This window comes from Kitasatospora sp. NPDC001547 (genome assembly GCF_042894165.1).
Lineage (GTDB): Bacteria > Actinomycetota > Actinomycetes > Streptomycetales > Streptomycetaceae > Kitasatospora.
Genome location: NZ_JBIAVL010000006.1, coordinates 320,125 through 341,590, shown reverse-complemented (window position 1 = coordinate 341,590; position 21,466 = coordinate 320,125). Strand labels below are relative to the sequence as shown.

Here is a 21,466-nt window from a genome sequence, read left to right as displayed (position 1 = left end):
GAGACCTGGGGCGACGCGCGGCGCTACGGCGCCCGCAGGTCCAGGGTCCAGGCGTGGGTGGTGTAGGCCCCCATGCGGGTGGGATGGCGTTCCACCAGGTTGACGGTGAGGCGGTCGGCGGTGCGGTGCAGCGAGCCGCTGAAGCGCGGCCGGTCCTCCGGGGGCAGGGGCAGCAGTTCGGCCAGCACGGCGTGGTCCAGGTCCCGGCCGACCGCGCGCAGCACCCCCGCGTCCAGCACCAGCAGGGTGCCGTCCGACAGCACCAGCGGCGGCGGGGCCTGCGGGTCGGTGAGCCGCGGGCCGGGCTCGATCCGGCCGCCGGGCAGCAGGCGGACCACCCGGCTCCCGGTGGGGTGGCGGCGGTCCGTCTCGACCACCCGCAGGCCGCTGCCGACCACGTAGTGGCCGTAGCTGCGCCAGGAGTCGACCAGGGCGCCGTCCCGGTCGTACGCCCAGGTGTCGAAGGTGTCGTAGCCCTCCAGGCCGAGCACGAAGCGGCCGCCGCCGAGCGCCGCGCCGCGCTCGCCGCGCAGTTCGGCGACGGTGCGGCCGTCGGCGAGGTCCAGCAGCAGGGCCGGGCCGAGGTGGCCCCAGGCGGTGTACTCGAAGGAGTCGGTGGTGACCAGCGCCCGTCCGGAGGACAGGTGCGCCGCGTTCGGACGGCCCGGGCAGGACCGCCGCCAGCGGACGCCGCCGGTGGCGTCGGCGCAGACGAGTCCGCCGTCCCGGGCGTGCAGTTCGATCCCGTCCCGGCGGGCCAGCGGCCCCTCCGGGAGCCCCTGCGGCCGACCGCCCCTGCGGCGACGGTGGTCCAGGACAGTGACCCGCCAGCTCCCCATGTGCCGGATGGTAGTGGAGCCGGCTGAACGGCGGGGGTGCTTTCGGTGGCCGCCCGGACGGCGGACAATCCCCGCAGAAGCCGAGGAGGAGCCGAAGGAGGAGGCCGCGGTGGAGTTCGAGGTCATGATCGAGATCCCACAGGGGTCGCGGAACAAGTACGTGATGGACTTCGTCGCGGGCCGGATCCGGCTGGACCGCACCCTCTTCACGGCCACCGCCTACCCCACCGACTACGGCTACGTCGAGGGCACCCTCGGCGGCGACGGCGAGCCGCTGGACGCCCTGGTGCTCGGCGGCGAGCCGGCCGTCCCCGGCTGCGTGCTGACCTGCCGGGCGGTGGGCCTGTGGGTGATGCGCGACGAGCGCGGCCCGGACCAGAAGGTGCTCTGCGTCCCGGCCCGCGACCCGCGCTACGCGGACCTGCGGGACATCGGCGACCTGCGCGAGTTCGACCTGCTGGAGATCACCCACTTCTTCCAGGTGTACAAGGACCTGGAGCGCGGCAAGTCCGTCGAGGGCTCGCACTGGGCGGGCCGCGACGCCGCCTACGCCGAGATCGCCGAGTCGCGCGCCCGCGCGGCGGGCACCCGCTACGCCGACCCGGCGTAGCGGGTGCCCGGGGCCCGGCGCCGAGCGGCCGGTTCCGGACCGGCCGTCAGGACGGGGGTGGGGCCGACCGGGAAGGACGGCCCGTCAGAGCCGGACGGTGCTCAGGATCGCCCGCACCTCGTCGCCGATCGCGGCCTCGTTCCGCTCGAACTCCGGTGCGGTGAGCAGGTCCGGGTCGGACGGCAGCCCGGTCAGCACCGGGGTGTGCAGATGGCCGCCGGGGAGGTCCGGGGCGAGGAACGCGCGCAGCCGGTTGGAGCGGTAGGCGACCTCGTTGGAGAGGTACCCGCCGCCGCCACCGGCGACCGCGCGGGAGCCGGGGGTGGGGCCGTCCGGCCGGAAGACCGGGGCGGTGGCGCCCGCCGGGATCTCGGTGACGAAGGTGTTGAGCAGCACCGGGAAGGGCTGCTGGACGGCCGTCATGGCGTCGGTCGGCAGCGTGGTGCGGATGAACTGCGGCCCGGGGCCCAGCCCGGGGGCGTCCACCGGGTGCAGGGAGGTGCCGCCGGAGAGCGCGGCCACGTTGTCGGTCGCCGGGTCGGCGGAGCGGGCGCGCCCGGCCCACCGCTCCAGGGTGAACTTGCCCGGGTAGCCCTGGCTGATGCTGGTGATCAGGTCGGCGGACCGCCGGCCCGGCCGCAGGTGCGGGGCGAAGGCGCGCTCCACGATGCCGTCGTCGAAGTCCCCGTAGCGCACCGGCAGCACGACCGCCCGGACCTCCGCGGTGCTGCCGTCGGCGAGCGTGATCCGCTGCCCGTGCAGCTGCAGGACGGCCGAGCCGGAGGGGTTGGCGCGGCGCGGCTCGGTGTCCAGGCCGAACGGGTCGAAGCCGCTGACGAAGATCCTCCGGACGTCGGGGGCGGCGCTGAAGCCGTCGTCCAGACCGCGCGAGGCGTCCTCGAAGCGGGCCCGCAGCGCGGCGTGGTCGACGTCGAACCCGGGCTGCCAGCGCGCCAGTCGGACGGTCATGGCGAGCCTGGTCCAGTACAGCGGGCGGTCGTCCCGGGCGGGCAGGTCGCCGCTCGGGCGGCGGCCCTGGGCGCGGTCCAGGCCAGCCTGCCAGAGCGTCCGGCCCCAGGCGGCCACCACCCGCTCGGCCTGCCGGGCGTTTCGGGCGGCGCACAGGGCGGAGGGGAAGGCCCCGGGCAGCTCGCCCAGGCCGGAGCGCTCGGTGAAGCCGGCCGTACGGGCGTCCTGGAGGCGGGCCTGCTCGGCGTCCAGTGGCACGGTGGCGGAGGTGCGGCAGTCGGCCGGGGCGGCCTGGGCGGCGGCCGGGGCCAGCAGGGCGGCGAGGGTTCCGGTGAGTGCGGCGGCCAGTCCGGCGGCGCGGCGTAGACATGTCATGTCCGCTGACAATAGGTCCGGGCCTGACGGCCCGCCAGGGTGCCGCCGCGCTGCCCGTAGGCTGGGCCGGTGACCTCGCCCGACCTCTCCCTGAAGACCCTGATCGCCGATCCGTACGGCGGCTACACCCGGCTGCGCGCCGACGCCCCGGTCCACCGGGTCATCGGCCCGGACGGCCTGCCGTTCTGGCTGGTGACCCGCTACGCCGACGTCCGCCAGGCGCTCGCCGACCCCCGGCTCGCCCTCGACAAGGCGCACGCCGCGCCCGGCAACTACCGGGGCTTCGCGCTGCCGCCCGCGCTGGACGCCAACCTGCTCAACATGGACCCGCCGGACCACACCCGGATCCGGCGGCTGGTCTCCCAGGCCTTCACCCCGCGCCGGGTCGCGGCCCTGCGCGCGCCGATCGAGAAGGTCGCCGAGCAACTGCTCGACGCCATCGAGCCGCTCGGCCGCGCCGACCTGCTCGCGACCTACGCCGCGCCGCTGCCGATCACCGTCATCTGCGACCTGCTCGGCGTCCCCGAGGACGACCGGCACGACTTCCGCGCCTGGACCGACTCCCTGATCACCCCCGACCCCGACCGCCCCGAGGCGGCCAGGGCCGCCGTCAAGGCGATGCTCGGCTTCTTCACCGGCCTGATCGAGCGCAAGCGCACCGAACCCGGCGACGACCTGCTCTCCGACCTGATCGCCGCCCGGGACGACCAGGAGGGCGGCGGACGGCTCAGTGAGGACGAGCTGACCTCGCTCGCCTTCCTGATCCTCTTCGCCGGCTACGAGAACACCGTCCACCTGATCGCCAACGCCGTCCTGGCCCTGCTCACCCACCCCGGGCAGCTGGCCGCCCTGCGCGCCGAACCGGAGCTGATCGGCGGAGCGGTCGAGGAGTTCGCCCGCTTCGACGGCCCCGCCCCGCTGGCCATCCGGCGCTTCCCGCGCGAGGACCTCGCCATCGGCGGCGTCACCGTCCCGGCGGGGGAGACCGTGCTGCTCGCGCTCGGCTCCGCCAACCGCGACCCGGAGCAGTTCACCGACCCCGACCGGCTCGACCTGCACCGCCGGGAGACCGGCCACCTCGCCCTCGGGCACGGCATCCACTACTGCCTGGGCGCGCCGCTCGCCCGGATGGAGACCGCCCTCGCGCTCACCGCGCTGCTGCGCCGCTTCCCCGGACTCGCCCTGGACGTGCCGGTCGAGCGGCTGCGCCACCGGCCCACGCTGCGCGCCCGGGGGCTGTTGGAGCTGCCCGTCCGGTACTGAGACCGGTACGGAAGACCGGTGCCGGGAGGGCCCCTCGGCGGCCCTCCCGGCGCCGGTCGGGCGGGGTTCCGCCGCTGGTGGGGCGGTGTTCCGGCGTTGACGGAAAACCGACGGTTCGCCCGGGAACCGATGCGAGTTCTACAGCGTTGTCGAGGTTGAAACAGCGGTACTCGTACGGTGGTGGAGGAAGTTTCCATGAGCGTGGCCCTGACGAAGGGCGGCAACGTCTCCCTGGGCAGGCAGGCCCCCGGGCTGCAGGTGGTGCGAGTGGGCCTCGGCTGGACGGCCGGGGCCGGGTACGACCTGGACGCCAGCGCGCTGCTCTGCGGGGCGGACGGGAAGGTCGCCTCGGACCAGCACTTCGTCTTCTTCAACAACCTGCGGAGCCCGGACGGCTCGGTACGCCACCAGGGCGCGACCGGCGGCGGCGCGGACCGGGAGCAGATCGAGGTCCGGCTCGCGGAGGTCTCCGCCGCGGTGGAGCGGATCGTCTTCGCGGTGGCGATCTACGACGCGGCGCAGCGGCGGCAGTCCTTCGGGCAGGTCCGCGGCGCCCACATCCGGGTCGTCGACCCGGACGGCGGCGCCGAGGTGGCCCGGTACGACGTGGCGCCGGAGGCCGGCAGCGAGACGGCGATGGTGTTCGGCGAGCTGTACCGGCACGGCGCGGACTGGAAGTTCCGGGCGGTCGGGCAGGGGTACGCCGCGGGGCTGGCGGGCATCGCCGCCGACTTCGGGGTGGACGTCCTGCAGCCGGCGCCCGCCGCCGCCCCGGCCGTGCCACCCGCCCCGCCCGCCCCGATCGCACCGCCAGCCCCGCTCGCTCCGGCGAAGCCGCCGGTCGCGCCGCCCGTCGTCCCGGTCGCGGCGGTGGCGGCGCCGGTGCCCGCCGTGGCGCCCGCCGCCGCACCCGCCGTTCCGACGGCCTGGCCCGGATCAGGGAGTTCCCCCGTGACGTGTTTCTTCGACCCCTCGCACGGCGCCGGCACCGCGGCGGTGCTCTGGTCCCCGCAGTGGGGCGCGCCGCGCCAGATCGAGGCCTGCGCGGCCTGCGCCCAGCGGGTGCAGACCACCGCGCCGCCGTTCTACACCCCGGCGCAGGGCGGCTACCCGCAGCCGGTCCCGCAGGGCCAGCCGCAGTCCCCCGGCCAGCAGGCCCAGGGCGGGCGGCGCTTCGGGGCCGGCGCGCTGATCGGGGCGGGCGCGGCCGGCCTGGTCGGTGGCGCGCTGCTGAACGAGGCCTTCGACGACGACCCGCAGGTGGTCGTCAACAACTACTACGAGGACGACGGCTTCTTCTAGGAGGCTTCCTCCAGGCCGTCAGGCCGTGGTCCCCGGAGGGGCCGCCGGGGACGCCCCCGGCGGCCCGCGCCGTCGGTGCGGTGCGCTTGAATGCCCGGGAGCACCGTTCCGACCGGGGGAGATGTACCGATGACCACGTCCGACGCCGAACTGGCGGCCGCCGCCGCGAACCCCACCGCGGCCTGGCTGGAGTCCTGCTTCGGGCCGGGCACGCTGTGGCGGCCCGAGCCGGGGGAACTGCCCGGGCGGCTGACGTCGCAGGGCGCCCGGGCGTTCCTGACCGAGGTCGGCCTGCCGGCCGTCGAGCTCGGCTTCCTCGGCTTCGACGCCACCGACCTGCCCGAGCGCGGGATGTGGGAGGCGGATCTGGACGACCTGTTCGGCGAGCGCACGCCGGACGACGACACTCCGCCGAGCAACTGGGGTTACTGCGTCGGCACCTTCGACGCGTGGCACCTGATGGTGGCCGGCGATACCGGCGCCGTACGGATCTACAACGCGGACGGCTGGGACCACGGGCGCGGCTACGGCGGCTGGGCGGCCGACTCGCTGCCCGCGCTGGTCGGCGCGCTGGCGGTGCTGGCCCGGCTGGAGGAGCGGATCCGCGAGGGTGACGCCGGGGCCGCGCTGGACGGGTTCGCCGCGCTGGTGGCCGAGTTGGGGCAGGGGCCGGACGACTCGGACCTCTGGGTGCGGCTGCTGGAGGACCTGCGCGAGGAGTACGCGGAGCCGGACGAGGACTGACCGTCCCGTGCCGGGCGGCCGCACAACGCTTCTGCGCTGTGCGGCCGTCGGCGTTCTCGCCGGCCGTGCGGTCAGGCTCCCCGGCGCCGGTACGCCCCGGCCCGGGCCGCCGCCACGGCGGCCTCCGCCGCGCGGTCGGCGGCCGCCTCGTGCAGCGGTTCGGCGGTGGTGAGCATCCGGTAGTAGAGCGGCGCCGAGACCGCCCGGACGACCTCGAACTCATCTGTGTCCGCCGGGAGTTCGCCGCGTTCGACGGCCGCGGTGACGCACGGCGCCCACTCCTCGACCCGGCGCCGGTAGAAGTGCCGCAGCGCCTCGGCCGCGTCCGGGTCGCAGGTCGCCGCCACGATGACGGCGCGGAACAGCGCGCCCTGCCGGGGGTCGGCCAGGGTCTGCTGGACGAGCCGGGCGTTGGCCCGCAGGTCCCCGGCGAGGGAGCCGCTGTCGGTGCGCGGCAGCGACTGTTCGGCCATGTCCGCGAGGAGGTCCGCGACCAGTGCGGTGGTGCCGCCCCAGCGGCGGTAGACGGTGGTGCGGCCGACCTCGGCCCGCTGGGCGATGTCGCCGAGGTCGAGGCCGCTGAAGCCGTGCTCGACCAGGGCGTCCTCGGCGGCGCGCAGGACGGCGGCGCGCACCCGGGCGGTCCGGCCGCCGGGGCGGACCGTGCCGGGCGTCGTCGGCTCGGGCGTCGAAGGCTCGGGCGTCGTCGGCTCGGACGGGGACGATTCGGACCGGGACGAGTCGGGCGGGGACGGCTCGGACGACGGCGCCGGCGGGGAGGGCTCGACCATTAACGGGATTCCTGTTTCATTAGGCGGCTGGACTCTGCTAGGTTCGAGGCATCCTAACGGAACGGTAGTCCCATTAGGGGCTTCGAGGGGAGAACCGTCATGACCGACACCACCGGCACCGCAGGCACCACCGCCATGGAGTACCGCCGCCTCGGCGCGTCCGGCCTCAAGGTGCCCGCACTCAGCCTCGGCACCGGCACCTTCGGCGGCCGCGGCCCGCTGTTCGGCGCCTGGGGCACCACCGACGTCCAGGAGGCCCGCCGGCTGCTCGACATCGCCATCGACGCCGGGGTCACCCTCTTCGACACCGCCGACGTCTACTCCGACGGCGCCTCCGAGGAGGTGCTCGGCCAGGCCGTCCGCGGCCGCCGCGACCAGGTGCTGATCTCCACCAAGGCCGGACTGCCCACCGGCGACGGCCCGCAGGACGCCGGCACCTCCCGCGCCCGGCTCGTCCGGAGCGTGGACGACGCGCTGCGCCGCCTCGGCACCGACTACCTGGACCTCTTCCAGCTGCACGCCTACGACGCCGGCACCCCGATCGAGGAGGTGCTCGCCACCCTGGAGGACCTGGTCCGGGCCGGCAAGATCCGCTACACCGGCGTCTCCAACTTCTCCGGCTGGCAGCTGATGAAGTCCCTCGCCCTCGCCGACCGGCACGGCCGCCCCCGGTACGCCGCGCACCAGGTCTACTACTCCCTCGTCGGCCGCGACTACGAGTGGGAGCTGATGCCGCTCGCCCGGGAGGAGGGCGTCGGCGCCCTGGTCTGGAGCCCGCTCGGCTGGGGCCGGCTCACCGGGAGGATCCGCCGGGGGCAGCCGCTCCCGGCCGGCAGTCGGCTGCACGACACCGCGGACTACGGCCCGCCGGTGGAGGACGAGCTGCTGTACCGGGTGGTCGACGCGCTGGACGGGATCGCCGCCGAGACCGGCCGCACCGTCCCCCAGGTGGCGATCAACTGGCTGCTGCGCCGCCCGACCGTCTCCTCGGTCATCATCGGCGCCCGCAACGAGGAGCAGCTGCGCCAGAACCTCGGCGCGGTCGGCTGGTCCCTGACGGAGGAGCAGGTGGCCCGGCTGGACGCGGCCAGCACCCGCACCGCGCCGTACCCGTACTTCCCCTACCGCCGGCAGGAGGCCTTCGCCCGGCTGAACCCGCCGCTGGCCGGCTGAGGTCCCGGTCGGGGGACACTACGCACCGTCACCTCGCAGCGTTCCCGGCCACGCGCGGTGAGACCGGATCGGCGCGTGTTGCCGGGGTGGGGAGGTGTCGTAAGGCTGATGGCCCCGCAGGAGCGAGGGTGGCGGCGGGCCCTAGCGGCGGTGCCAGGCGGCGAGGAGCGCGGCCTCCCGGGCGGGGTCGAGGGTGCCCGGTACGGGCGGGAACGGCTGGATGTCCCGGGCGGTGTCGGCCACCGGGCGCAGGGCCAGGCCGGTGGCGAGGGCGGCGGCCGGATCGGCGGTGCTGGTGGCGCGGGTCTCCGGGGTGGCCGGCCAGAGCGGGAGCGCCTGTTCCGTGACCCCGGCCGCGCGGAGGAACTCCTCGTCCACCCAGGTGAGAGCGGTGCCGGGCGGGGCGACCGCCGAGGCGACGGCGTCGAGCAGGTCGCCCAGACCGAACGGCGGGGGAGTGGCGGCGTGGTACGCGCCGGAGGCGCCGCGCTCCAGCAGGGCGAGCATCCAGGCGGCGAGGTCGCGGGCGTCGACCACCTGCACCGGTGCGTCCGGCCGGCCGGGGGCGAGCACCTCGCCGCCGCGGGCGAGGCGTTCCACCCAGTAGTCGAAGCGGTGGGTGTAGTCGTGGGGGCCGATCACGTACGTCGGGCGGATCAGCAGCGCCCCCGGGCCGAAGGCCTCCCGGGCGGCGCGCTCGCACTGGACCTTGAGGACGCCGTAGCTCCCGGCGGTGACCTCCTCGGCCTCCGGTCCGTCGGCGGGCAGCAGCGGGGAGTCCTCGGCGTAGCCGGGGGCGGCCGGGACGTCGTACACCGCGAGCGACGAGACCAGCAGGTAGCGCCCGGCGCTGCCGGGGTCGAGGGCGGCCGCCAACTCCCGTACCTGGCGCGGGAAGTAGGCGCAGAGGTCGACGGTGGCGTCCCAGCTGCGGCCGCGCAGCACGGACAGGTCGGCGTCGCGGTCGGCGATCAGGTGGGTGGCGTCCGGGAGAAGTCCGGTGCCGGACCGGCCCCGGTGCAGCACCGTGACGTCGTGCCCGGCGGACAGTGCCGCCTCGGCGAAGTGGAGACCGATGAAGCGGGTGCCGCCCATGACCAGAATGCGCATCAGAACATCGTGCCAGCCCTCCCGGTGGCGGTGCCAACCGGCGCCGGATTGGTGCCCGAGTTGTGGGTGGGGTGCGTGAGTCCGTGGGCGGTGTGTACGGTTCCGGGGGGAACCGTGTTCGACGGCCGACGACATCGAACGGCGGCCGTCGGCCCTGGTGGAGCGCGGTGGGCCCGATCGTCGCTGGTCGGCCGCCCGGCGGCGGGGCGGGAAAGCGGAACCGTGACGGCCTCGTAACTCCTGATGCGCCGTCAAAGTTCCTTGTTTCCCGGCGAACTTGTGTGAAGGCCCTTTAAGCTCCCGTTAACAATGGCGGTTTTTCGCCGCTCACGAACTCCCTCACGAGGTCGGGCGGAAGGCCCAACTGAACAATGAGAGCAGGGATGACGACGACGACTGAACGAACGGCCGGTGGCGCGCGCGGCCCGGACCGTCGGCGACACGGCGGGGCCGGTCGCACCGTGGCCGGTGCGGCGGCCCTGGCCGTGGTGATCGGCGCCGGCGCGTTGGCGGCGGCCCCCGCGGCCTTCCCGGCGGCCGGCGACGGGACGGTGACGGTCCGGGTGATCCGGGCCGTGGACACCGACGGGGTGTGGTCGCCCGGGCTGGAATCGACCATGGCGGGCGTGCGGGTGACGCTCACCGACGACGCCGGGGTGGCCGTCGAGGGCACCACGGCGGCCGACGGCACGCTGACGCTGTCGCCGGCCACGAGCAAGCTGACCGGCGGCAAGTACCGGGTGCAGGTGGTGAACCCGAAGCCGGGCGTGCTCCACCCGGCCTTCGCCTCGCGCCAGGGCCTGGACGGCGCGCCCAACCAGCTGAGCTCCAACGAGGAGTTCGTCGACCTCTCCGGCGGCAAGAAGGTCGAACTCACCACGGGGCTGTGGAGCCCGGGTGACTACTGCCAGAAGAACGCGCCGCTGGTGTCGACCTGTCAGAACCCGCCCGGGGAGGGCGACGCGCAGCACACGCTGGTGTCCTTCCCGTACCAGTCCCGGGGGACGGCCGGCACGGGCTTCACCCTGACCGACGTGGCCACGGCCGGGCAGACCGGGAACCTCTACGGCATCGCCTGGAACAAGGCCGACCGGCGGGTGTTCTCCTCGGCCCAGGCCAAGCGGACGACCGCCTACGGACCCGGCGGCCCCGGCGGCGTCTACGTCACCGACTGGGACACGAAGAAGACCACGCTGTTCACCACCGTCCCGGACGCGGGCACCACCCCGCACGGCCCGGGCAACGACGACGGCTTCCTGGCCGCGGTCGGAAAGGAGAGCCTCGGCGGCATCAAGATCACCGACGACGGCAAGGACCTGTTCGTCGTCAACCTCCACGACCGCAAGCTCTACCGGTACGACGCCACCGCGGCGACGGCGGCCGCGCCCAAGGCCGCCTACGCCATCCCGGACCCGGGCTGCCCGGCCCCGCGGGACTGGCGTCCGTACGGCCTCGGCATCCAGGACGGCACCGGCTTCCTCGGCGGTGTCTGCTCCGGCGAGTCCACCGGCAAGGCCGCCGACCTGCGGGCCGTGGTGCTGCCGTTCGACCTGGCCACCGGCGCCTTCAAGCCGGCGGTGCTGAACCAGCCGCTCGACTACCCGCGCGGCACCACGGTGGGCGGGCCGTGCCCGGGCACCGGCTGGTTCCCGTGGCAGGACACCTTCCCGACCACCCAGAACGGCCAGGCCTGCGGGGACAACTACCTCGCCAACCCCGAGCCGGCGGTGGCCGAGATCGCGTTCGAGACGGACGGCTCGATGCTGCTCGCCTTCCGGGACCGCTTCGGAGACCAGTCGGCGGCCAACCCGACGGGCAACGTGATGGCCAAGGTGCTGCCCGGCGGTGACCTCCTCAAGGCCTGCCTGTCGAACGGCACCTACGTGCTGGACACCAACCTGGGCTGCGGTTCCACGGCCCGGGGCCAGCGGTTCTTCGACAACGCCCGGATCGGCCACAACAACCCCGCCAACGCCGGGATGGCGTTCTCGAAGGTCGAGGACTCCATCGTGGCCTCGGGCTACGACAGCGACAGCCGCGCCTACGGGTACGGCAGCGCCTTCCAGAAGCGCAACGGCAAGGCGGACGGCGGCGTACGGCTCAACGCGGGCGCGGGCATCCCGCCGTTCGGCAAGGGCGCCGCGATGGGCGACCTGGAGGTCCTCTGCGACCAGGCACCGCTCCAGATCGGCAACCGGGTCTGGTACGACCCCGAGCGCAGCGGCCTCCAGCTGCCGGGCCAGCGCCCGGTGCCGGGTGCCACCGTCCACCTGTACGACGCGGCGGGGAAGCTCGTCGGGACGACCAGGACGACCAAGCGCGGCGAGTACTACTTCGACGACAGCAACGTCGAGGGCGGCCTCAAGCCGCGGACCAAGTACACGATCAAGCTGGACAACCCGGCGGACTACGCCAAGGACGGCCCCCTCTTCCAGTGGGTGCCGACCGCCAACGACGTCGGTGACAACCACTTCATCGACTCCAAGGGCGTCGTCCCGAAGGACGGCAGGTACCCGGAGCGGGCGCTGACCACCGGCGGCCCCGGCGAGAACGACCACACCTACGACTTCGGCTTCCGCCAGCAGGAGGGCGCGCTGCGCCTGGTCAAGCACGACCAGGACGGCAAGCCGCTGGCCGGCGCCAAGTTCCAGTTGTGGCACGAGACCAACGGGACCGACGGGCTCCAGTCGACCGGCGACAAGCCGGACGCCAAGGTCGGTGCCCCCTGCACGACCGGGGCCGACGGCATCTGCCGGGGCACGGGCGTACCCGGCTCGTACTACTGGCAGGAGCTGAGCCCGCCGGACGGCTACGCGGCGCCGGAGGTCACCGTCTTCGGCCCGCTGAAGCTGACCTCGGCGAACCTCGACGCCGGTGTGGAGGTGACGGCCGTCAACAAGCTGATCCCCACCCCGACGCCGACGCCCACCCCGACCCCGACCGTGACGCCGACCCCGGCGCCGACGTCGGCGGCTCCGGTGCCGCCCGCACCGCAGCCCCCCGCACCCGGGCACCTGCCCAACACCGGTGCGGGCGAGGGGATGCCGATCGCGCTGACCAGCGCGGCGGCGCTGATCGTCCTCGGCACCGCCATGGTGCTGGTGGTCCGTAGGCGCAAGGCCGCCCAGCGCGGCTGACCCTGACGGGCGCCCGGAAGCGGGGCGCCCGTCGTGGGGCCCGGTGCGGGGAGACCCGTCCCGGGCCCGATCGGGCGGGTTCGTGGGACCTCTGGTCCCCGGGCCCGCCCGACTGTCGTGTCCGACCGAGGAGAGGGAGCGGGCCGTATGCCCCGCAAGACGAAGGCCGACAGTGTGCCCCGCGAGGCGCAGGCCGCGGACGTCCCGCGCAAGGCGCAGGCCGCGGACGTCCCGCGCAAGGCGAAGGCCGGCGGTGGGTCCCGAAAGGCGGAGGCCGGCGGGGGCGGGCGCGGGCCCCGGCGGTCCGGCTGGCTCAAGGCGCTGGTCGCGGTCGTGGTGTGCGGCACCGCGGCGGGCGGCCTGGCCGTCTACCGGACGGTCTCCGACGAGGCCGCCGAACGCCCGGTGACCACCGACGAGGCGGGGCGGCTCGCGCTGTCCCGCCTGAACCTCTACCAGGCCAGCCCGGTGGCGGTGGCGGTCACGGCCGACGAGGGCGGCGGCGTGAGCATCCGGGTCGAGGGGGTCGTCGACTACCGCAACCACCGGGGGGTGGGCCGCTACCGGACCACGGGCGCGAGCGGACCGCTGGACCACGGCCTGATCGTCTGGGACACCGGCGGCCTGGGGCTGGCTCCCGAGCCGTCCGCCGGCACCGCCGCCTCCGGTACTGGCGGCCCCGGTACCGGCAGCCCCACCAGTGCCGCCCCCGACACCCCGGCCTGGCAGCAGGCCGAGCACATCCCGCGCCAGGGCTGGTCACCGCGCGGCTACACGGCGGACCCGCTGGACGCCGGGCTGAACCTGCTGGTCCAACTCGGTGCGGACCGTCCCGACAACCCGCTGCTGGTCGGCCAGTCCGGGGCCCGCTGGCTGGGCCGGGACCGGATCGACGGCCGGAGCTACGACCGCATCGCCGGGCCGCGCGCCCAGGGCGCCGCACCCGACGGGGCCCGCTCGCCGCTCACCTACTGGGTCGACGGCGACGGCGGACTGCGCCGGGTGACGATGCGGATGCCCGGGCTGGGCACCCCGACCACCGTCGAGTTCACCGGACGGCAGCCGGACGCCAAGCTGCCCGAGGCTCCGTGGCTCACCGGCTGAGCCGGTTGACCAGCCCCTGCCGCAAGCCCGCAGGACAGCGCGGTCAGCCGTACAAAAACCGTTGGTGAGGCAGCAATAGCTTCATCATCTTCCGTTCACCCGGACTCGGCTGCCAGCATCGGCGCACCGTCACCGCCCGAGGGAGTAGCCGATGAACCGCCCCCGTTCCCTGCGCTGTCTGGCCGCACTGTCCCTGGTCGTCCTGGCCGCCACCGCCTGCGGGCGCTCCGACCAGGGCGGCGCCACGGCCGCCGGCGCGGCGCAGGCCGGGCAGGACTCCGGGAAGAGCGCCGCCGAGCTTCTCCCGGCGAAGAACAGGCAGAGCGGTGTGCTCAGGGTGGCCACCTCCGTCGGCTACCCGCCGATGGAGATGTACAGGACCGGGACCACCGAGCTGACCGGGGTCGACCCGGACCTCGCCGCCGCCCTCGCCGGAAGGCTCGGCCTGAGGCTGGAGCTCTCCAACTCCTCCTTCGACGGCCTGATCCCCGGCCTCCAGGCCGGCCGCTACGACCTGGTGATGTCCTCCATGACGGACAGCGCGCAGCGCCGCCAGGCGGTCGACTTCGTCGACTACTTCCGCACCGGCGGGGTGATCATGACGAAGAAGGGCAACCCGGAGGGCATCAAGTCCCTCGACGACCTCTGCGGCAGGAAGGTCGTCCTCGCCAAGGGCAGCTCCAACCTGGAGATCGGCGAGCAGCAGAACGCCGAGTGCGCCACCAAGATGGCGATCTCGCAGAGCGAGGACGCCCCGACCGGCCTGCTCCAGCTGGACAGCGACCGGGCGGTGGCCACGATCGTGGACTACCCGGTGGCGCAGATGTTCGTGCGGAACAGCGGCTCCTACGAGGTGCTGCCGGAGCAGTACGGGACGGCGCCGTGGGGCATCGCGGTGGCGAAGAAGGACTCCGGGCTGCGCGACGCGGTGCGGAAGGCGCTCCAGGAGCTGATCGAGAGCGGCGAGTACCGCAAGGTCCTGGACACCTACCAGGTCGGCGGCAGCGCGGTGGAGCGCGCCACCGTCAACGCGGCGCAGTGAGAACGGCGGCACCGACGAGATGAGCACCGACATGAGAGACCCCGCGAAGCCCGCCGACCCCGCGAAGCCCGCCGACTCCCTGAAGCCCGCCGACCCGCCGGAGCCCGCCGCGGCCGCCGAGGACGACCTGGCCTTCGAGGTGACCGGCCGGCCCCGCCCGGCGCGCTGGTTCGCCGTGCTGGCGGCCGCCTTCACCGCCGTCTGGCTGGCCTGGACCGTCATCGTCAACCCCAACCTGCACTGGGACGTCGTCGCCAGGTACCAGTTCGACGGCGTGGTCCTGGAAGGACTCTGGGTGACGGTCCAACTCACCCTGATCTCCCAGGCGGTGGGCATCGTCATCGGCGTGGTGGCCGCGGTGATGCAGCTGTCCGACAGCCCGGTGCTGCGGACCACCGCCGGGGCGTACACCTGGTTCTTCCGCGGCACCCCGCTGCTGGTCCAGCTGATCTTCTGGTTCAACCTGGCGCTGCTCTTCCCGGAGATCAGCATCGGCATCCCGTTCGACGGGCCCAAGCTGGTCAGCTGGCAGTCCAACACCCTGATCACCGGCTTCGTGGCGGCGCTGCTGGGCCTGTCGATCAACGAGGGCGCCTACATGTCCGAGATCGTCCGGGCCGGCATCCAGAGCGTCGACCCCGGGCAGCGCGAGGCGGGCGCCTCGCTGGGCATGTCCAACCGGCAGATCCTCACCCGGGTGGTGCTGCCGCAGGCGATGCGGGTGATCATCCCGCCGTTCGGCAACCAGTTCATCTCGATGCTGAAGACCACCTCGCTGGTCTCGGTCATCGCCGGCGCCGACCTGATGACCGTCTCGCAGCACCTCTACCTCGCCAACTTCGAGGTGATCGCGCTGCTGATCGTCGCGTCCGTCTGGTACCTGGTGCTCACCACCGTCGCGAGCGTCGCCCAGCACGCGGTGGAACGGAAGTTCAACCCGGCCGGCGCCCCGCCGGCGCTGCACCGCCGGGTACTGGCCAACCTGCGCCCGGGGCGCGGCGGAGCGCGCAAGCGCGTACGGAAGGGGGAAGGCGAGTGAAGAGCGCGGACCTGGAGAAGCCGGCCGCCGAGGTGGTCCTGTCGGCCCGGAGGGTGCGCAAGCACTTCGGGGACCTGGAGGTGCTGCGCGGCATCGACCTGGAGGTCCGGGCGGGGGAGGTGCTCTGCGTGATCGGCCCCTCCGGCTCCGGAAAGTCCACCCTGCTGCGCTGCTTCAACCACCTGGAGAAGATCGACGCCGGGCGGATCGAGGTGGACGGCGAACTCGTCGGCTACGAGCCCCACGGCGCCTCCGGCAGCGGGCTGCGCGAGCGCCGGCCGCGCGACATCCGCCGCCAGCGCGAGCGGATCGGCATGGTCTTCCAGCGCTTCCACCTCTTCCCGCACCGCACCGCGCTGCAGAACGTGATGGAGGGCCCGGTCGCGGTCAAGGGCCGCCCGCGCGCGGAGGCCGAGCGGCAGGCCCGCGAACTGCTCGCCCGGGTCGGCCTGGCCGACCGCGCCGACCACTACCCGGGCCGGCTCTCCGGCGGCCAGCAGCAGCGGGTGGCGATCGCCCGGGCGCTGGCCATGGAACCGACCCTGATGCTCTTCGACGAGCCCACCTCCGCGCTCGACCCGGAGCTGGTCGGCGAGGTGCTCGGGGTGATGCGCGACCTCGCCCGCAGCGGCATGACGATGATCGTCGTCACCCACGAGATGGGGTTCGCCCGCGAGGTCGCCGACCGGGTCGTCCTCATGGACCGGGGCGCCGTCGTGGAGGCGGGCCGCCCGGCCGAGTTCTTCACCGCCCCGCGGCACGACCGCACCCGGGCCTTCCTCTCGACGGTGCTCTGATGGGAGCCATGGGACTGATGGGAGCGGACGTGGCCACGACCCCGGCCGACCTGCTGCTGCGCGGCGCCGCCCTGGTGGACGGCACCGGGGCGCCCGCCCGCCCGGCCGACCTCGCCGTCACCGCGGGCCGGGTCACCGTCCTGCCACCGGGCACCGCGGTGGCCGCGACCGAGACCCTGGACGTCACCGGACGGGTCGTCACCCCCGGCTTCATCGACGTCCACACCCACTCGGACGCGCTCGCCGCCCGCTTCGGCGGCGGCCACCTCGACGACGGCGCCCTGGACGAGCTGCGGCTGGCCCCGCTGCTCCAGGGCGTCACCACCGAGATCAGCGGCAACTGCGGGATCAGCCTGTTCCCCGCGCTGCCCGGGCGGCTGCCCGAACTGGCCGGGCACCTGCGGGTCTCCTTCGGCCTCGGGCCGGTGCTGCCCGCCGAGGACTTCGACGCCTTCGCCGCCGGCCAGCGGCCCGAACTGCGCCGCAACCACATCGCCTCGCTGGTCGGCCACGGCACGCTGCGCGCCGGGGTGATGGGCTTCGAGGACCGCCCGCCCACCGCCGAGGAGCTGGCCGCCATGTGCGGGCTGCTCGACCGGGCGCTGGCTCAGGGCGCGGCCGGACTCTCCACCGGTTTGATCTACCCGCCCGGCGTCTACGCCGGCACCGAGGAGATCGTGGCCCTGGCGAAGGTCGCCGCGCGGCACGGCAAGCCGTACGTGACGCACCTGCGCGACGAGATGTCCCAGGTGGAGAAGGCCCTGGAGGAGGCGCTGGAGATCGCGGCACGCTCCGGCGCCGCGCTCCAGGTCTCCCACCACAAGACCGCCGGGCGGCACGCCTGGGGCGCCACCCTGCGCACCCTGCCGCGTCTGGAACGGGCCCGCGCGGAGGGCGTGGACGTGCTCTGCGACGTCTACCCGTACACCGCCGGCAGCACCGTGCTGCACGCGATGCTGCCGCCGTGGACCAGCGAGGGCGGGCCGGCCGCCCTGCTGGAGCGGCTGCGCGGCGGGGAGGTGCGGGACCGGATCCGGGCGGACATCGCCCACGGCGTCGAGGGCTGGGAGAACACCGTCGGCAACGGCGGCTGGGACCTGATCTCGGTGGCCGCCGCCCCGGCCCGCCGCACGGCCGAGGGCCGCCGGATCGCCGACCTGGCCGCCGAGGCCGGCACCGACCCGGTGGACTACGTCTGCGACCTGCTGCTGGAGGCGCGGGGCGAGGTCACCATCATCAGCCACTCGATGCGCGAGGACGACGTCCGCCGGGTGCTGGCCAGCCCGCTGTCGATGATCGGCTCGGACGGGGTGCCCAAACCCGGCCGCCCGCACCCCCGTTGGGCGGGCAGCTTCGCCCGGGTGCTCGGCCACTACGGGCGCGGGCACGGGCTGCTGTCGCTGGAGTCGGCGGTGCACAAGATGACCGGTCTGCCCGCCGAGCGCTTCCGGCTGGCCGGGCGGGGCGTGGTCCGGGACGGCGCCGTCGCGGACCTGGTGGTGCTGGACCCGGCGGCCGTCCTGGACGGCGCGACCTTCGAGCAGCCGCTGCTGCCGCCGGTGGGCGTGGAGACCGTGGTGGTGGCCGGGCGGGTCGCGGTGCGCGACGGCCGGCCGACCGCCGACCGGGCCGGAGAGGTGGTGCGGGTCCGATGAGCCTCGCCCAGGTCGCCGCCGCCGCGCGCAGCTCGGCGGCGCTCCCGCTGACCCTCGCGGTGGCCGCCGTCGACGTGGACGCCCCTGCGGAGGACGAAGCGGTCGGCGGCGCGGCGGTGGGGGTGGACGACACCGTCGTGCTGCCCGTCGCCAGCGCCTCCAAGCTGCTGCTGCTGGCCGAGGTCGCCCGACGGCTGGACACCGGAGAACTGACGGCCGGGCAGCCGGTGGAGATCCTCCCCGAGGACGTCACCGGCGGCACCGGCCTGCTCGGCCGGCTGAGCCGCCCCGGCTGGACGGTGGAGGACCTGGCCTGGCTGACCGCCGCGGTCAGCGACAACACCGCCACCAACGCGCTGCTGCGGCTGGTCGGCCTGCCGGCCACCGCGCGGCTGGCGGCCGGGCTCGGCCTGGACCGGCTCACCCTGCACGACCGGGTACGCGACGAGCGCGGGCCCGACGTCCCGCCGGTCTTCGCCACCGGCACCGCCCGCGACCTGGCCCGCCTGGTGGCCCTCGCGGTCCGGGGCACCATGGCGTCCCCGGCGGCCTCGGCCCGGCTGCTCGGCTGGATGCGCGCCAACACCGACCACGGCCTGGTGCCCGCCCTGATCGACCACGACCCGTACGCGCCCGGCTTCCCCGAGCCGCTGCCCGGCCGCCTGCTGGTGGCCAACAAGACCGGGACGGACACCGGGGTGCGGGCCGACGCGGGCGTCATCGTGGGCGCCCGGCGGGTGGCCTACGCCGTCGTCGCGCACTGGGACGTGGCGCTCGGGCCGAGCACCGAACGGGCCGCCGTGCACGACATCCGGGACGTCGGCCTGGCCCTCGCGGCCTGGGCGCAGCGGCCCGCCCCGGACCTGACCGGTCGCCGCCGGGGAGCCGGTCCGGACCGGGCCCTCGGACCGGCCGGTTCCGGGTCGGGCGGGCCGTGAGCGGGGAGGAGCCGAGCCGGGGGGATCAGGCCCACCGCATGTCGAGCAGCGACCTGATCTCCCCGGCGGCGGCGCCGAGTTCGGCGAGGAAGGCGCGCAGCACCGGGTTGCGGTTGGTGGCCCGGGTGGCCACCCCGATCCGGCGGTGCAGCTGCGGGTGGTCCAGCCGGCACACGTGCACCCCGGCGCTGTCGGCCAGGCCGAGCGCCGGGATCAGCGCGACGCCCATGCCGGCCCGCGCGAGGTTGATGGTCACCTGGTAGTGGTCGCTGCGGCAGCGCACCCGGGGGCGGAACCCCTCGGCCGCGCAGGCGCGTTCGAGCACCGGCTCGCCGGTGCTGCCGCCGTGGGTGCCGATCCAGCTCTCGCCCTCCAGCTCGGCCAGCCGCACCACCGAGCGCCGCCCGAGCCGGTGCCGCAGCGGCACCACGACCAGCTGCGGCTCCTCGAAGTACATCCGCACGTCCACCGCCGCCCGGCGGCACCACGGGTCCAGCGGGTGCTCGAAGACCACGGCCGCGTCCAGCCGGCCCGCCTCCAGGTCCGGGACCAGTTCGTGCGGCTGGCCCATGATGAGCTCCAGCTCCACCCGCGGGTTCCCGGCGGCGAACGAGGCCAGCGCCCGGGGCAGCAGGTCCAGCCCCGCGGAGGCGAAGAAGCCGATCCGCAGCACACCGGCCGCACCCTGGGCGTGCGCCCGCAGGTCGTCCTGGGCGACGGCCATCAGGTCGGCGATCGCCTGGGCGTGCTCGGCCAGCCGGATCCCGGCGGGCGTCAGGCGCAGGGACTGCGGCGCCCGTTCCACCAGCGCGACACCCAGCTCCTGCTCCAGACGGGCGAGTTGGTGCGAGATGGCGGACGGGCTCAGGTGCAGCGCCTGCGCCGCGGCCACGATGGTGCCCCGGCGGGCGATCTCCAGGAGGACGAGCAGTCGGGCGCTGTTCAGCATCGGCCCAGGTTACGGCCCGTGTCGTGGCCCGGGCGGGGTTCGCGACGCCGCTCCACCGCGCGGGCCTCAGGACGCGTACGCCCGCTGCGCGGCCGCCGGCTCCCCGGCGCCGGCGGCGGCCACGTCCAGCCTGAGCAGGTCGTGCTCGGTCTCCCGGCGCACGACCGGGCGGGCCTCGCCGTCCCGGACGAAGACCACGGCGGGCCGCGGCAGCTTGTTGTAGTTGGACGCCATGGCGTAGCCGTAGGCGCCGGTCACCGGGGTGGCCAGCAGGTCGCCCACCCGCAGGTCGGCGGGGAGCGCGGCGTCGTCGATGATCACGTCGCCGCTCTCGCAGTGCTTGCCGACCAGCCGGGCGCGCCGCGGCCGGGGAGCCTCGGGGCAGCGCGGCAGGAAGGCCTCGTAGCGGGCGCCGTACAGCGCGGGGCGCAGGTTGTCGCTCATCCCGCCGTCGACGCTGACATACGTACGCACGCCCTCGATCCGCTTGACGGTGCCGACCCGGTAGAGGGTCAGCCCGGCCCGGGCGGCGATCGAGCGGCCGGGCTCGACGCCCACCGCGTCGTTCCAGCCGGCGCCGCGCACCGCCGCGCCGACCCGCTCGGCCCAGACGGCGAAGGAGGGGGCGCTCTGCCCGCCCAGGTAGGCGACGCCCAGGCCGCCGCCGACGGTCAGCCGGCGCAGTCCGTGCTCGACGGCGAACCGGGCCACCGCGGCGGCGCCGTCGGCCAGCTCGGCCGGGTCCAGTACCTGGGAGCCGACGTGGGCGTGGACGCCCTCCAGCCGTACGGCGGCGGAGGCCTCGGCCCGGCGCACCGCGGCCGCGGCGGCGCCGTCGGCCAGGCCGAAGCCGAACTTGGAGTCGTGGCCGCCGGTCCGGATGGCCTGGTGGGCGCCGGCCGCGACGCCCGGCGCCACCCGCAGCCGGACCCGGGCCGGGGGCAGGCCCTACGGCCCGGTGCAGCCGCTCGATCCGGTCCAGCTCGTCGAAGCTGTCCACCACGATGTGGCGCAGGCCGACGGTCAGCGCGGTGCGCAGCTCGGCCTCGTCCTTGTTGTTGCCGTGCAGCACGATCCGGTCCGGGTCGACCCCGGCGTACAGCGCGGTGCGCAGCTCGCCGCCGGAGGCGACGTCCAGCAGCAGGCCCTCCTCGGCGGCGAGGCGGGCCATCGCGGTGCAAAGGAAGGCCTTGGAGGCGTAGGCGACGTTGCCCCGGCCGAAGGCGGCCACCGCCTCGCGGCAGCGCCGGCGCAGGTGCTCCTCGTCGTAGACGAACAGCGGGGTGCCGTACCGGCGGGCCAGCTCGTCCAGCAGCACGCCGCCGACGGACAGGCCCTCGGGGCGGGACTCGGCGGTGAGCGGCAGCAGGCCCGGATCGACGGGCGGCAGGGCCGGTGACTCGGACTGCGGCGACTCGGGGGCCGGTGGCTCGGGGTGCAGCGGCCCGGGGTACGGCGGGCCGGGGTACGGCGACACAGGGGACAAGGCTTCCTCCCGACAGAGCTGGTGGCCCGGCCCATCCTCGGCCCTGCCGGAGGGACTGAGAAAGCGCATTCTTCCGGCGCTGAGCAGTACCGAAACCGTTGCTCCGGCCCTGCTGGGCGGCCGGGGCGGAGCGTTGCATCTAA

The 21,466-nt window shown here is 74.9% G+C and carries 18 protein-coding genes and 1 pseudogene; 12 read left to right on the top strand and 7 right to left on the bottom strand.

The window, feature by feature from the left end; translation table 11 throughout:
- Positions 1-23: 23 nt before the first annotated feature.
- Positions 24-839, bottom strand: coding sequence for a hypothetical protein (locus tag ACFY0X_RS14945; RefSeq protein WP_387753935.1), 816 nt, complete (start codon positions 837-839; stop codon positions 24-26).
- A gap of 109 nt (positions 840-948) precedes the next feature.
- On the opposite strand from ACFY0X_RS14945, the gene ACFY0X_RS14940 reads away from it, so the two are divergent.
- Complete coding sequence (locus tag ACFY0X_RS14940; RefSeq protein ID WP_387753933.1) at positions 949-1,449, top strand: inorganic diphosphatase; 501 nt, start codon at positions 949-951, stop codon at positions 1,447-1,449.
- Positions 1,450-1,533: 84 nt separating this feature from the next.
- Here the strand turns inward: ACFY0X_RS14940 and ACFY0X_RS14935 are convergent, their stop codons facing one another.
- Positions 1,534-2,793 (bottom strand): pyroglutamyl peptidase, encoded by a 1,260-nt coding sequence (locus tag ACFY0X_RS14935; RefSeq protein WP_387753930.1) that lies wholly within the window; start codon positions 2,791-2,793, stop codon positions 1,534-1,536.
- A 69-nt stretch (positions 2,794-2,862) separates the two neighbouring features.
- Between ACFY0X_RS14935 and ACFY0X_RS14930 the strand changes: the two genes are divergently transcribed.
- The 3 genes from ACFY0X_RS14930 (at position 2,863) to ACFY0X_RS14920 (ending at position 6,102) form a co-directional block, all read left to right on the top strand.
- A complete protein-coding gene (locus tag ACFY0X_RS14930; RefSeq protein WP_387753927.1) occupies positions 2,863-4,056 on the top strand; it encodes a cytochrome P450 in 1,194 nt (397 codons plus the stop codon).
- A 195-nt stretch (positions 4,057-4,251) separates the two neighbouring features.
- Positions 4,252-5,358 (top strand): TerD family protein, encoded by a 1,107-nt coding sequence (locus ACFY0X_RS14925; protein WP_387753925.1) that lies wholly within the window; start codon positions 4,252-4,254, stop codon positions 5,356-5,358.
- 129 nt (positions 5,359-5,487) lie between these two features.
- Complete coding sequence (locus ACFY0X_RS14920) at positions 5,488-6,102, top strand: SUKH-4 family immunity protein (RefSeq protein WP_387753923.1); 615 nt, start codon at positions 5,488-5,490, stop codon at positions 6,100-6,102.
- Positions 6,103-6,173: 71 nt separating this feature from the next.
- Here ACFY0X_RS14920 and ACFY0X_RS14915 read toward each other — a convergent pair whose 3' ends face one another.
- Positions 6,174-6,893, bottom strand: coding sequence for a TetR/AcrR family transcriptional regulator (locus tag ACFY0X_RS14915; RefSeq protein WP_387753920.1), 720 nt, complete (start codon positions 6,891-6,893; stop codon positions 6,174-6,176).
- Between the two features lie 135 nt (positions 6,894-7,028).
- On the opposite strand from ACFY0X_RS14915, the gene ACFY0X_RS14910 reads away from it, so the two are divergent.
- Complete coding sequence (locus ACFY0X_RS14910) at positions 7,029-8,066, top strand: aldo/keto reductase (protein WP_387754075.1); 1,038 nt, start codon at positions 7,029-7,031, stop codon at positions 8,064-8,066.
- Positions 8,067-8,207: 141 nt separating this feature from the next.
- Here ACFY0X_RS14910 and ACFY0X_RS14905 read toward each other — a convergent pair whose 3' ends face one another.
- Positions 8,208-9,176 (bottom strand): NAD-dependent epimerase/dehydratase family protein, encoded by a 969-nt coding sequence (locus ACFY0X_RS14905; RefSeq protein WP_387753917.1) that lies wholly within the window; start codon positions 9,174-9,176, stop codon positions 8,208-8,210.
- 383 nt (positions 9,177-9,559) lie between these two features.
- Between ACFY0X_RS14905 and ACFY0X_RS14900 the strand changes: the two genes are divergently transcribed.
- The 7 genes from ACFY0X_RS14900 to ACFY0X_RS14870 all read left to right on the top strand — a co-directional run bounded on the left by ACFY0X_RS14900 (position 9,560) and on the right by ACFY0X_RS14870 (position 18,888).
- The gene (locus ACFY0X_RS14900; RefSeq protein WP_387753915.1) at positions 9,560-12,313 is read left to right on the top strand and encodes an SdrD B-like domain-containing protein; all 2,754 of its coding nucleotides are present in this window, start codon (positions 9,560-9,562) and stop codon (positions 12,311-12,313) included.
- A 147-nt stretch (positions 12,314-12,460) separates the two neighbouring features.
- Positions 12,461-13,417 carry a hypothetical protein gene (locus tag ACFY0X_RS14895; protein WP_387753912.1) on the top strand — a complete coding sequence of 319 codons (957 nt, stop codon included), beginning with the start codon at positions 12,461-12,463 and terminating at the stop codon, positions 13,415-13,417.
- Positions 13,418-13,568: 151 nt separating this feature from the next.
- The gene (locus ACFY0X_RS14890; protein WP_387753910.1) at positions 13,569-14,459 is read left to right on the top strand and encodes an ABC transporter substrate-binding protein; all 891 of its coding nucleotides are present in this window, start codon (positions 13,569-13,571) and stop codon (positions 14,457-14,459) included.
- 31 nt (positions 14,460-14,490) lie between these two features.
- Positions 14,491-15,498, top strand: a complete 1,008-nt coding sequence (locus tag ACFY0X_RS14885; protein ID WP_387753908.1) for an amino acid ABC transporter permease — start codon at positions 14,491-14,493, stop codon at positions 15,496-15,498.
- A complete protein-coding gene (locus ACFY0X_RS14880) occupies positions 15,495-16,295 on the top strand; it encodes an amino acid ABC transporter ATP-binding protein (protein WP_387753906.1) in 801 nt (266 codons plus the stop codon). The genes ACFY0X_RS14885 and ACFY0X_RS14880 overlap by 4 nt, the downstream gene beginning before the upstream one ends.
- Positions 16,296-16,303: 8 nt before the next feature.
- Positions 16,304-17,950, top strand: coding sequence for an amidohydrolase family protein (locus ACFY0X_RS14875; protein WP_387753904.1), 1,647 nt, complete (start codon positions 16,304-16,306; stop codon positions 17,948-17,950).
- On the top strand, positions 17,947-18,888 hold the full coding sequence (locus ACFY0X_RS14870) for a serine hydrolase (protein ID WP_387753902.1): 942 nt from the start codon (positions 17,947-17,949) through the stop codon (positions 18,886-18,888). Before ACFY0X_RS14875 ends, ACFY0X_RS14870 begins: the two co-directional genes overlap by 4 nt.
- Before the next feature lie 25 nt (positions 18,889-18,913).
- Here the strand turns inward: ACFY0X_RS14870 and ACFY0X_RS14865 are convergent, their stop codons facing one another.
- From ACFY0X_RS14865 to ACFY0X_RS14855, 3 genes and pseudogenes are all read right to left on the bottom strand, one after another.
- Entirely contained in the window at positions 18,914-19,837 is a 924-nt protein-coding gene (locus ACFY0X_RS14865) for a LysR family transcriptional regulator (RefSeq protein ID WP_387753900.1), read from the bottom strand.
- A 66-nt stretch (positions 19,838-19,903) separates the two neighbouring features.
- A complete protein-coding gene (locus tag ACFY0X_RS14860; RefSeq protein WP_387753898.1) occupies positions 19,904-20,755 on the bottom strand; it encodes a diaminopimelate decarboxylase family protein in 852 nt (283 codons plus the stop codon).
- Positions 20,756-20,852: 97 nt separating this feature from the next.
- A pseudogene (locus tag ACFY0X_RS14855) lies at positions 20,853-21,392 on the bottom strand (hypothetical protein); the annotation flags it as partial.
- Positions 21,393-21,466 lie beyond the last annotated feature (74 nt).